Annotated in this window: 13 protein-coding genes; 2 read left to right on the top strand and 11 right to left on the bottom strand. The window is 55.0% G+C overall.

All coding sequences use genetic code 11. The features are described from left to right. Nucleotides 1–64: 64 nt before the first annotated feature. The 8 genes from Poly59_RS15000 to Poly59_RS14965 all read right to left on the bottom strand — a co-directional run bounded on the left by Poly59_RS15000 (nt 65) and on the right by Poly59_RS14965 (nt 4410). Nucleotides 65–514 carry a TadE/TadG family type IV pilus assembly protein gene (locus Poly59_RS15000; protein ID WP_146534913.1) on the bottom strand — a complete coding sequence of 150 codons (450 nt, stop codon included), beginning with the start codon at nt 512–514 and terminating at the stop codon, nt 65–67. Between the two features lie 8 nt (nt 515–522). Further along, on the bottom strand, nt 523–1638 hold the full coding sequence (locus tag Poly59_RS14995) for a vWA domain-containing protein (RefSeq protein WP_146534912.1): 1116 nt from the start codon (nt 1636–1638) through the stop codon (nt 523–525). Between the two features lie 54 nt (nt 1639–1692). Continuing rightward, nucleotides 1693–2109 (bottom strand): TadE/TadG family type IV pilus assembly protein, encoded by a 417-nt coding sequence (locus Poly59_RS29560; protein WP_261343496.1) that lies wholly within the window; start codon nt 2107–2109, stop codon nt 1693–1695. Between the two features lie 268 nt (nt 2110–2377). Further along, on the bottom strand, nt 2378–2905 hold the full coding sequence (locus Poly59_RS14985; protein WP_146534910.1) for a transposase: 528 nt from the start codon (nt 2903–2905) through the stop codon (nt 2378–2380). A gap of 103 nt (nt 2906–3008) precedes the next feature. Next, complete coding sequence (locus Poly59_RS14980) at nt 3009–3230, bottom strand: hypothetical protein (protein WP_146534909.1); 222 nt, start codon at nt 3228–3230, stop codon at nt 3009–3011. Nucleotides 3231–3486: 256 nt separating this feature from the next. Beyond that, on the bottom strand, nt 3487–3720 hold the full coding sequence (locus Poly59_RS14975; RefSeq protein WP_146534908.1) for a hypothetical protein: 234 nt from the start codon (nt 3718–3720) through the stop codon (nt 3487–3489). A 182-nt stretch (nt 3721–3902) separates the two neighbouring features. Further along, nucleotides 3903–4166 (bottom strand): spherulation-specific family 4 protein, encoded by a 264-nt coding sequence (locus tag Poly59_RS14970; protein WP_146534907.1) that lies wholly within the window; start codon nt 4164–4166, stop codon nt 3903–3905. Continuing rightward, nucleotides 4126–4410 (bottom strand): hypothetical protein, encoded by a 285-nt coding sequence (locus Poly59_RS14965; RefSeq protein ID WP_146534906.1) that lies wholly within the window; start codon nt 4408–4410, stop codon nt 4126–4128. The genes Poly59_RS14970 and Poly59_RS14965 overlap by 41 nt, the downstream gene beginning before the upstream one ends. A gap of 256 nt (nt 4411–4666) precedes the next feature. Between Poly59_RS14965 and Poly59_RS14960 the strand changes: the two genes are divergently transcribed. Next, entirely contained in the window at nt 4667–6130 is a 1464-nt protein-coding gene (locus tag Poly59_RS14960) for a prolyl oligopeptidase family serine peptidase (RefSeq protein WP_146534905.1), read from the top strand. Between the two features lie 22 nt (nt 6131–6152). Here Poly59_RS14960 and Poly59_RS14955 read toward each other — a convergent pair whose 3' ends face one another. Next, nucleotides 6153–9275 carry a PVC-type heme-binding CxxCH protein gene (locus Poly59_RS14955; protein ID WP_146534904.1) on the bottom strand — a complete coding sequence of 1041 codons (3123 nt, stop codon included), beginning with the start codon at nt 9273–9275 and terminating at the stop codon, nt 6153–6155. A gap of 213 nt (nt 9276–9488) precedes the next feature. Between Poly59_RS14955 and Poly59_RS14950 the strand changes: the two genes are divergently transcribed. Continuing rightward, complete coding sequence (locus Poly59_RS14950) at nt 9489–9929, top strand: methyltransferase family protein (protein WP_186776276.1); 441 nt, start codon at nt 9489–9491, stop codon at nt 9927–9929. A 26-nt stretch (nt 9930–9955) separates the two neighbouring features. Here Poly59_RS14950 and Poly59_RS14945 read toward each other — a convergent pair whose 3' ends face one another. Both Poly59_RS14945 and Poly59_RS14940 read right to left on the bottom strand, forming a co-directional pair. Further along, the gene (locus Poly59_RS14945) at nt 9956–10381 is read right to left on the bottom strand and encodes a hypothetical protein (protein ID WP_246151663.1); all 426 of its coding nucleotides are present in this window, start codon (nt 10379–10381) and stop codon (nt 9956–9958) included. 336 nt (nt 10382–10717) lie between these two features. After that, the gene (locus Poly59_RS14940; protein WP_146534902.1) at nt 10718–11947 is read right to left on the bottom strand and encodes a pyrophosphate--fructose-6-phosphate 1-phosphotransferase; all 1230 of its coding nucleotides are present in this window, start codon (nt 11945–11947) and stop codon (nt 10718–10720) included. Nucleotides 11948–12030 lie beyond the last annotated feature (83 nt).

Here is a 12030-nt window from a genome sequence, read left to right as displayed (position 1 = left end):
GTGTGATTTGTGGTTAAACACACCCGATCAACTGAGTTCCATTCACTGCATCCGATGATGGTGGTCAAGGCGGTGGTGCGACCGTTCCCATCATGTCTGCGGCGGCACGTTCGGCAAGCATGCGTGTTTTTCCATGGATATTGCCGAAAAAATAGACTGGTGAGACCCAACTATTGCCGGTGATCGGAACGTCAATGTCAACTTGGACCACTTGCGTGTCGTCAGTGATCGTCCCAGGACTGATTGTCACCGCCGCGTTAGAAACGCCTAGATTGGCGAGATGGTTCTTAGCTTCTTGCTCAACGTCCTTGACCTTTGCACCGATGATAATGCCTTTTCGCGCCGCCTGGTACGAGGCTTGTTCGACGGAGTGCTTGAGCATATTTAGCCGAAAAAGCTCAAGCGACGCGAAGACGAGCAGCAACAAAATACTGATCGCGATCGCAAACTCAACCACGACTGCACCGTGACGTTGAGGATGACGATTGACGGTTCTTTGACGGACAGCAGACATCGGAAATCCTATTCGGTCAGCATCGACGGCAGTCGTCGCGCAATGTTTCGAAACGCTTCGTTTAACTGGGCAGCATCAACGGCGTGGTAGTGCGTACCGCCGGTCATATCCGCAATTTGCTGCATCAGGACTTGATCCGCTTCATCACTGAAGCTGACGGTGTAAATCGGAACTTGTTGGCTCGCTGCAGAAGCTGCCGCTTCCAGGGGATCAGTACCGGTGTTGTGATTCCCGTCGCTCATCAGCACCAAAGCATTGTTGGCCCAAGGCCGCGCGTATTTTGGATGCGTTACCGCGAGCAATCCGTCTTCGATGCCCCCACCGACATTGGTCATCCCATTGTAATAACTGGATGAAATCGCAAAGTTGGAGGCACTGATTTCCGAATAGTCCGTGGTCAGGTCCACTTCGCGGGTGACATCACTCGCGTAGCTGACCAAACCAATTTTTTCGGACTTTGCAGTCAGCGATAGCTCGTCACAAAAACCATTGACCGACGCAACCAGGTCAAGCCAGCGACTGTTGGGTGCCACCGGATCACCCGCGCTCCAACCCGATGGTTCGGAAGCCGGCCGTGACCCGCTGCGGCTATCTTCATTTGCTGCATACCGCATGGATCCGCTGCGGTCGACGATCAAGCACACGTCAAGCGTCGATTGAGTGTTGGTAGCGGTGCGGGCCGGTCGGATCTCCATGCCCTGGCCGAACGCGGGAAAAACAGTTGAAACGCCAGTACCGCTACCGTTGGCGAACGCATTGGTCGTCACACGGACGGAGTTGCCGTTTTCGGCTGCAGTGAATGTATAAGCTTTATTCTTGGAATTTCGCGTACTCAACCCGTACTCCAGATCGCCTGCTTCGATCGGTACGACCACCGACTGAATCGGATTCATCGCGGCGAGCTGCTGAGCGGCAACCAAGGCATGGGCTTCATTGCCGGTTTCTGCGTAAACTCGTCCCGCAGCACGCGCTGACGCATCGGCGACAATTTGGACCTTTGCATTGACGACTTGAATGTGCGCGAGGTTGATCACCATCGCGGCGACAACGAACAGGGCGGACACCAAAATGACGACCGCCACCATCGCCGATCCGGCTCGATGCTGATTGGATATACTTTTCATCGCGTTAGCTCGCAGGTGTATGATAAGAATCGGCAGGGGTGCCAGGTGAAAGGGTCATTCGGCAAGCATGACGACCGACTCACTGAGTATTTTTCCGTCAAAAAACATCGCCGCTAGAACGGTGTTAGCGACGCAGTCGGCTTCGACTGTCACCGTCAATGCATCGCCAACATCCATTGTCGATGGATCGGGTGGATCGAGGGTGATGGTATATCCAGCGATGTCTCGGTCAACCAACAACATTTCACACTGCGTTTGAACACTGGTAGCGTTGGTCCCCGGCATGATGCCAATTCTAGCGCCCTCATAAGCCGTAATTGCCAAGTTGTGCTGCAGTTGTAGCATCACGCAAGCTTCGATCGTGGCGAACAAAACCAAGACCAAAATCGGCATGCAAATCGCTAGTTCGACGACAGCAACGGCTTTCCGGGTACTGCAATTAGGTGTTCTATGGTGACGGGTGCAAAACATAGAAATCAAATGGTAAGGGAACGCGACACGGCTCTGGCGGGTCAAGACAACAATGCATTGGAACGCTATGTCACGTTTAAGCAGCTTCAGGCTCTCGATCACTGAAAAATCAGCGCATCGATTGACAGTTGCCCAGATATAACGAATATGGCGGTTGTTGTTGACGGGAATCACCGACCCCGATCGAAGGGGGACTGGCCCGAATGCCGCGTGGTTAAGACGTAAGTTGTTCACGCTGCTGAGCTTCGGCCGGCGTGTCGGGGACGATTCATTGGCTTGTATGAACTGGGGCGGCGTTTGATTTCTCGAGGGTGAACTCTGGGTTTTCGGTCGCCGACCGGATGCTCACTGATTGACTCCAACCGGACCCTTTCGAGTTGATCAATTCCGCAACTTCCGGCTTGCAGTTTCCCGAAAACGCATTGAGCGACTGGACCGCGGCCGTGTGGCTTAAATATTTCGGGGCCGTCGAGTGCCGTAGTGCCGTTCGCACGCTCAGGTAACGAATCAGACTAAACGAGATCAGGTGAGCGTAGATCTCCTTGCGAACCATCGAAGGACTCTTGCAACGAAGGTGTTCCATTTGCATGTGGGCCTTCAGACTTTGGATGTCCCACTCGACTTGCCATCGCTGCGCGTACAGAACGGCAAGGTCTTCTACCGAGTGCTCCGATGCATCAAGAAGCGTTGTCGCAAAAAGGACATAGCGAACTCGAAAGCCTTTTTGTTTGAAGCAATAGCGAAGGTGGCGGACGAGAACGAAATCATCAAGATCGTCAAACTCCTTTTTCGACATCCAGACTGACCGGTCGGCTGGTTTGTGGTACGCAACGATCTGATCGTAACTGCCTAGTTTTAGCCTTTTCGGAACGCGATCTTGCGTTTGTGATGCGACCGCATCACAACGTCGTAACCTTTCCGATAGGCTCGGTGAATGTTCGCGACGTGGCGTAGTAACGATCGGCAAGCAAGATTTCGCCGGGAAAAATCAGGTCGATGATCGTTTGCAGCAAACTGTTCTCGCCGGTCTCCTTGCCACGATAAGGGGCCGTGGCGATATCCAAGACCGCGCCGCTGGCGAGACAGAACAACATCACACAACGCAGGATCGGAAACCACACCCTTTCTTCTGGCCTCGTTGCTGAGGATATGCTTTTTGATTCTCGGTTGTGTCAGGCATCGTCAATGTGGTCCCGTCGGCAAGCTTGACGTTTCGCCCCTTCCACTGCCAATTCGAGTCGGCGGTTGCCTGGCATCGCTGCCCACTGCGTCGAGCGATTTCTGCAACGACCGCCTCAGGCAGACGCTGCCGGGCTTCGCAGTACGCGGCTGTATTGCCATCGGCTTTCGGTTTTGAATGTTCTACCCGCCATGCGTTCACGCGGGCCACAGCATCTCGCAAGAGTGATCCCATGAAAGCTTCTGCCCGAGGAACATCCAGAGCGTGACCACGGGACTGTAGATTCGATCGCAAAACGAGTGGTCAAGATCGTGACAGACTTGGTTGATTTCAGCGGCCGGCAAGAACCGCTCAAAGAGCAACGACTGTTCCGGTTCGGCTTGCAGACTGGCGGCCACTTTGGCCAACAATCGGTTGAACTCTGAGGGCACGACTGGGCTCTTGTTTTGGAGAACTGGGTTTTGAAGTTCAGTCCATCAGAACAGAGCTCGGTCGTGTTTGAAGGTTTGGTTGGCGCGCAAGGTGCCGTACCACTTTTGCTATCGCTACCCGCAGTGCCAGCAAGCACCAAGATCGACTACATGCAGTGATTCACTGCTTGCCCACGCGGCATTCAGGCCTGTGCACCCTTTGGCGTCTTCACCGAATCGACAGAGCTCTCTAGGTCTTGATAGTATCCGAGGTCAGCCAAGCCGTTGGACATTTCATCGAAGAATACGCCGTCGACAAAGCCGGCATCATACCTGGTAAGGTACGCAGTGATGTCAGCGTTGACTGCGGCAATGGATCGATCGCCAAAGCCCGTCGCCACGTATCCATGCGTGATTACGCCGGCGCTACGAAGACCTCGTAAAGGCCATTCCGGTGGCGTCAACATAGTTCCCGTCACGGGCCGCACCAGGACCAGACGCTGAATTAAAATTGACGCGCAACTGAAAATTGCGATTCGGGTCGCTTGCGATCGTAATTAGTGACAACCACATGTTGGGGCCAGCATCACAGCAAGGTTTTGCATATGCCAGAACCAGCACATCGACGGTGGCCGCCCACAGCGTGGTCGCCCCAGGCATTGCTAGGTAAAAAGCAATCGGTGCAATGTAGACATTTCGTAGGAAAGCCATTTCAATGGTGTCCGACGAGTGGCACGAATGGGCTCGCGATTGCACTCGCTCGGTCTCGATTAATGCCAGATTGTCAATTGAGCAATTTGGAGCCCGCGTCGGCGAACGTTCAGATAAGCTGCTTGCTAGTAAGGCCGGTGACGAGAAACGCGAACTGCCGCCATGCGGTCTAATTGCCCGGGCCTACAATTGGCGGCGGCGGCCTCGGCCGATGACGTATCACCTTTGATTGATTTTGAATGATAGGAGCAGCAGAGTGCATAAGTTGAGTGTCGCCATGTTGATGGCTATGGCCTGGGCATCAGTAGGCGTTGCCGCTGATCTTCCTGGGAAAGTATCCCAGTGGAAAGGTTTCAAACGACACGATTTTACAGTCGACAATCGCGATTGCATTGTCGTTGAGCCGGAAACGACTGCCGAGGGTCGACCCTGGATTTGGCGTGCTCGTTTTTTTGGCCACGAACCACAGCTCGACGTTGCCCTTCTAAAGCAAGGCTTTCATGTCGCGTATTGCGATGTCTCGAATCTATTTGGCAGTCCTCGAGCAGTCGCCCATTGGAACGAATTTTACCGATTCATGACGGAAGACCAAGGGTTTTCGGACAAGCCCGCACTCGAAGGAATGAGCCGCGGCGGGTTGATCGTCTACAACTGGGCGATTGCAAATCCGACACGCGTTGCCTGCATCTATGCCGACGCACCTGTTTGCGATTTCAAAACTTGGCCGGGCAAGCAAGGCAAGGGAAAGGGTGATTCCAAGAGCTGGCAAGCTTGCCTTGCGGCGTACGGGCTAACCGAACCGGAGGCACTCGAGTACCCAGGCAATCCCATCGACAACCTTGAAGTGCTTGCCGCGCAAAACGTGCCGCTTTTGCACGTCGTCGGCGATGATGACGATGTAGTGCCGGTCGCCGAAAACACGGCCATTGTCGAAACACGCTATCGAGCACTCGGCGGACCGATCGAAGTGATCCACAAGCCTGGCGTCGGCCATCATCCCCATTCGCTCACCGATCCAACTCGGTTGGTTGACTTTGTGCTGACCCACACTCGCGCAGGCGACGACTTGTCGAAGTCATACGACACGCAAGTCTTGTCGGGCTGGACGGTTAACGTGAACCGATCGCTGCAATCACAAAACGCGGAGGCGACGGCAACAGCGCTGAAACTGCTAAAGGACCAATTGGACGAGATCGTGCGCGTCGTCCCAGCGCCGGCCGTTGCCGAACTGCAAAAGGTTTCGCTGTGGATGTCGCCACAGTATCCCAATGAAGCTCCGCACGCGGCCTATCATCCCAATCCTAAATGGCTCGCAAACAACGGACGCGATTCACGAATGGCGCGAAGCGTTGAGTTCACCAATGTCCGCATCTTCGAAGCAGAAACTCGCAGAATGCCAAACTTTGCGTTGCACGAACTTGCTCATGCGTACCACCACCGCGTGCTCGCCGACGGTTTCGGCAACGCACAAGTCAAATCGGTCTACGAAAAAGCGAAAGCATCGGGCAAGTACGATGACGTCGAACGCAGAGATGCCAAAGGTCAAACGCACCGCGACCGAGCCTACGCGATGACGACGCCGCAAGAGTACTTTGCTGAAACGAGCGAGGCGTACTTTAGCCGCAACGACTTCTTTCCGTACGACCAAAAGGAACTGGCGTCGCACGACCCTGCCGCCTTTGAATTGCTAACCAACCTATGGGGCGTTACAGCCAAGTAAAGTCCGTACCCAACGCTGTCGACTATTTTGCACCGAATGACAGGTAGGCGTACAGATCGCAAACTTGTTCGTCGGTCATTCCGACCAAAAGCCCGGATGGCATCAACGAAGTGGGCAGCGCGCGAAGCATTTCGATTTCACTACGCGGGATCATGGTGTTTTGGTTGTCGGCATTTCTCAGCGTCACGGTTTGGGGTGTCTGATCGGCGATGATCCCGTTGATCGCGCGGCCATCGACGGTCAGCGCCAGATACGACTGGTAGCCTTCGCGAATTTCCATACTGGGCGATACGATCGCGTCGACCCAAAAGCTGACTTTGCCTCGTTCGTACCCGTCAAGCGGCGGTCCCGTTTTGCCTCCTTCGCCGAACAGTTGGTGGCACGCACCACACGTCTTGGTGAAAATCGCTTTCCCGGCGTTTGCATCACCGGGCGTCGATCCCAACAAGTCACGTAAACGCTTCATCTCGGCAATTTGTTCCGCAGTCGCCGATGCGGTAATTGATCCAAACACCGCGTCAACCTGATTCGCAATCACAGGATCTTCGTAGGCACGAAGCTGCTGAACGACATCCGATGGAATTTGTTCTCGTTTTACACGCCACTCAGTTAATTCGGTTAGCAATTGATTTGCCCAGACGGGCCGAGACGCCAGGGTGCGACACGCTGCAGCTCGCACACCGTGTTCTTCGGAAATGCGGCTACCGAATGCGGCTAGCAACTTGCTGCCAATCGCGACATCGTCGTACTTTCGCAGCGAAGCAATCGCGACACGCTGTAGTGCGGGATCAGACGCACGTTGCCCGGTCGCCAAAGCAAGCAGCGATTCGGCAGCGTCAGCGACTTGGATTTCGCCAAAGACGTTTGCGACTTCGATCGCCAACGGCAAATCCGTTTGCGGTTTCGCAAGCAGATTCATCGCATCCTTAATCGCATTTGAATCACCGCGCCGCAGCGACAAAATCAATCCCGATTCCCCAATCGACGCTCGGTAGTCGGCAAGCGCCAGGTCAAGTGACGCGGGCAATTCCGGGATCGCCAGACCTTGGAACGCCAAACTGATTCCTTGAATCAGCCGAGTCTTGGACACATCGTTAGGCGCCAGTTCGATCAGTCGGCTGCAGCGTTCAAAGTTTTCGGCACCACCGGCCGACGCGTATCGCTGGACCAGTCGCGTCAACACCGTCTGCTGGACCTGCGCTGCTTGCCACAGCCCCGGGTCTGTGAACAGTGCTTCGATCGCTGGCCATGATTCAGCATGCGCCTCGATCGCCCACCAATTCAAAAGCGGCAAGTGCGGATCGTTTGCGTCTTCGTCATGCCGCAACAGTGCAGACACGATGGAAAGACCAACGTCCGCCGACAATCGCTTCGCCGTCGACGCCAATTGGCTGCGGACGTGGACATCCGATTCGGACCGAGCAAGTTCAGCGAGCGCGGCAAGGTCCTCGTGTCGATCACCGATCAGCCGCACGATCCAGCGGCGAATATCACTGTCAGAATGTGAAAGCCAGCGAGCGGCGAGCGTACGGTCGAGTTTGCCGATCGAATTGAGCGTCCACAACGATTCCAGCGACGCGTCGTTTTCAACGCGTTGGATCAGTTCATCAGCGATCGTCGGATCTGCTCGCCACCCCAACTCGAGCGAGGCTCGCTGGCGAACCCATTTGTTGGGATGCGAGAACTTCTGCATGAGCGATTTATTGTCGGCGCTGGACAGGTCGCCGTCTTGGTAGATTGCGGGGCGACCCTCGGGAACGACGCGGTAAACTCGACCGCTTTCTTTGTGCCAATCATCCACCGGGCTGACGTGACTTAGCCGCGTGTCGTACCAATCGGCTAGGTAGACCGCACCGTCCGGCCCGACCCCCGAATAGACCGGACGAAACCAACGGTCGGGCGTTTCGATCAGATTCGGCAAATCGACCGTGCGAAACGTCGACTGATCGGCAAGCAGTTGACTGTGCCAAACCAGATTGTGCAGCGAATTCGGGGCAACGATCGTCTGATCAAACTCGCTTGGAAACAGCCCACCCTCGTAGATACAGAACGCTTGCGGGAAACGTCGACCGTCGCCCTGGAATTTCATTGCAGTGAAAAACCCAAAGGCATAGGGATTGGTGAGCGGGCCGTGTTTACCCCAGTTCTTTTCACTGTAACTGCCCTGCGGAAAATAGTAGCCTCGCGTGTTGCCGCCGTTGGTGCCGGTGAAGACGCGGCCGTTGGAATCGATGTCCAAGCTAAACGTATTCCCGCCACCTTCGGCATAGATTTCGAACACCTTCGTATCCGGGTGATAACGCCAAACACATTGACCTTGAAAGCGAACCCCTTTGCTGACTTCCGAACTGACATCGCCGACCGTCGTGCTGCCGTTACAACCGTACAACCATCCGTCCGGTCCCCAAGTCAAACTATTGGCGACCGAATGCGTGTCCTGCAATCCAAATCCCGACAGATGCACTTCGGGATCCGAATCCGGCACATCGTCTTGATCCTTGTCCGGGTAAAATAACAAATAGGGTGGGTTCAGTACCCAGATGCCGCCGTGTCCCACCTGGACTGATGTGGCGATGTTCAATCCAGTGATCACGTCTTTGTGAGTGTCGTAAACGCCGTCGCCATCGGTGTCTTCGTAAACTGAAATCGTGTCGAGTCCGCGTGTCCCATGCGGCGGTGGCTCGGGGACACGATCAAACACCGCACGAAGGTGCTGGTCGTAACGAACGACTTTCAAGCCCGCGGGGAATTGATATTGCCGGTACTGGACGACCCACATGCGTCCTCGCGAGTCCCATGACAAGAACAGCGGCTGCGAGACATCGGGCTCGGACGCCACCAATTCGACTTCGAATCCATCGAGAACGCGAAATTGGTCCACGGCAACTTCCGCCGACGTCGGTTGCGAATCATCTCGCATCACGCCGCGCCCGGCAAACGTGCGAATGATCTCAGCAACCTGCTCGTTACCAGCAACCGAACGATCAGACTCGCTAACGGTTTGATCATCCGGTTGCGAGCTTTCCTGCGCTGTGGCAATCGGGATCGGGATCGGGATCGGGATCGGGATCGCGTTTGCGAACAGCAGCGTCAGCGCGAAGGGCAACAGAAACCGAGACTGAGCGGCGGGGCTGAATGGATACATCAACAAATTCAAGGCAGGCGGGACGTACGCGAATGGCAGTTTCTAACGGCACTGAGTTGTAGGTGCGCAACGCCCCACATGCAAGAATTTGCCAATTATCGTTGTTCCAGATTGCAGGAACCGACGGCGTTCGCATTGCCTCCATCTCGGCTATCATTCAGCGGGCAACGTGTCTCCCACCGCTGTCGAAGCACACCCACAACGGATGGTCAAATGTTTCATTCACTGTTGATCGCTGGCCAGTTTGTGCTCGCCGCAGCACTCGTTCTGTCGGTAAAATGGTTGCCAATCCCGTGGGGGACTTTACTGATTTCGATGCCGGGATTGATCTTCGCCTTGTGGGCTTGGGGGGCGATGGGACTGCGAAGAATCCGGATCCACCCCAGCACCACCGACCAAACTCGGCTGATCACCGCTGGTCCCTACGGCATCGTCCGCCACCCGATGTACACCGGATTGCTGTGGTTCACTGCGGCACTGTTGGCAAGCGACTTCGCGTGGTGGCGATTGAGCGTGTGGGTCGCTTTGCTTGGAGTCTTGCTGCTGAAAACTCGCGAAGAAGAAGCAGCGATGTCCGAGCGATTCGTGGATTACACGGACTATCGATCTCGAGTCGGGCGATTGCTACCGACGTGGAGATCTTCGAAACAGTGATGCGCAGATCGAAAATCAAACGGTAATCACGGATTCAGCTTGTTGGATTCTAATCGGTGCTTTCGCATGTACGAATGACATTCGACACAGCGAACCGTCATCGCGACGTAACCCAGCGTGGCCCGATGGATGTCTTTGGCTTCGGCAGCATCAACAACCAAGTTTGCTGCCCGTTGAAAATCTCGGCTCTGGTCTGCGTACTCTTGAGTCTGAATAACACTCCACCCTGATTCTGTGCTTAACAGGTGCAGCGAACGAGCATTCGATTTGATCTTGTCGAAGTCCTCCAGAGTTAAACCTTCCAAGATCGCTTTCGATTTGTCCAACTTCATTTGCATCAACGGCGTCAGCTTGGTTGGCAGAGGACCGTCGTCATTCTTATCGACCGGAGTTTCGCCGAAAGCGAACGAAAGAGTCGTCAACACGAGGGCACAAAGTAGAAGACGTTTCATGGCAATTCCCATAGCTGTGGATAGCGGCAAGCCCGCGAAGTGAAAACCAAGCATCACAACGAGAAAAAGCGGCGAGCGAATCCGCCAATGCAAAGTCGCCACGATTTCGGTTGTGAGCCCGTGGTGACTTTCAATCCAATGCATTCCCAGTGCCAACGAAGATTGATAGGGAAATCAGCGAAAGAGTCTCACCAGAATGTGCTGTGCCGCACAGATGAGCGATTCCGTCGCGTTTCGGATGTGCAAGAGGCAGGGGAACACGTCCCAAGGGGCGCGCATCGTTTGAAGTCTCAGTCGCCGACCGACGTCTGAGACTTCAACATGCGCGAAGGCGACTTACGCGTGGGCGGTCTCGACGACGTCGCCTTTGGGTTGGCCGATGCCTTTTAGCAATTCGCCGAACCAAGCGACGTTGATATCGAACGGCTTGCCACCTTTGATGCGTTCGAACTCAATCGCACGCAGTTCGTTGCCTTGGTCTTCGTCTTCGCCGATGACGCCACCATCGTGAACCAACGCACACTCCACGGCCTTCCGCGCACAACGCCCAATCAAGGCAATGTCTTCGGCGTTAGCTCGTGCCGCACGGCTGTAGTAGCCGCTCTTTTGAACCAGAGTCTTCTCGGCACCAAGCATGCTGGCAAACTGCTTGCCGAACCACTTGCCTGGATTCACGGAATCAAGTTTGTAGTGACCGAAAGCATCCTTGGGCACTTCCTCGCCGCGCGACTCCATTTCCTCGACAATCGAATCCAGCCCCGCGCCTTCGGAGATAAAGATGTTGACGCAATCATTTTCTTTCATGATCACGCTCAAACGTTCCGCTTCCTTTTTTAGGTCCATGTGCATTTCAGGCACGTAGACGCCGTGAATTTCGCGGCGTTGGCGACTGAGTCCTGCTTCGGGCAAGAAATCCAGGCTATCGAGTCGCTCGCGATACTTTGCTGCGGTCGCTGCGGTCAGCCAGCCGCAGTTGCGTCCCATGACTTCGTGTACGATCAGCATTCTTGGATTGGCACTATGCTCGCCAACAACATTTTCAAAGAACTTCGCACCCTCTTCGGCCGCCGTCCAAGCACCCAGACTCTGTTTGATCGGAATGACGTCGTTATCAATCGTCTTGGGCAAACCGACCACAGCGAGGTCATAACCATGCTCGGCCAAGTACGCCGCCAAGTCGGCTGCGGTTGTGTTGGTGTCGTCGCCACCGATCGTATGCAAGACATCAACTTTGTCCGATTGCAATCGTTCGGCTGCAACTTGCAGCGGATCCTGGCCTTCTTGAACCAACCCGCGCTGCACGCAATCGGCAACGTTGGTCAGCTTGACGCGGCTGTTGCCGATCGGGCTGCCGCCATGTTTGTGCAGCACGCTGGCGTTGTCGCGGAACGACTGCGAGACGACAAAGCTGTCACCTAGAAGCAGACCTTTGTAACCAGAACGGTAGCAAAGAATTTCAACTTCAGGTGCCAGCGCGGTGTAGGACTCGATCAACGCACCGATAGCCGACGAAAGACAAGGGGCAAGTCCCCCGGCCGTCAGAATCCCAACTCGCTTAACCGACATGATCTTTGTTCCTGAACTGGTGGAGGTAATAAATCCGCGATGCTGCCATAGCTCGCACCTTCGTAACGACGTTAGTTATCGGC

The sequence above is a fragment of the Rubripirellula reticaptiva genome (genome assembly GCF_007860175.1).
Taxonomy (GTDB): domain Bacteria; phylum Planctomycetota; class Planctomycetia; order Pirellulales; family Pirellulaceae; genus Rubripirellula; species Rubripirellula reticaptiva.
Note: the sequence above shows the minus strand (reverse complement) of the source record. Positions and strands in the feature narration are given on the sequence as shown.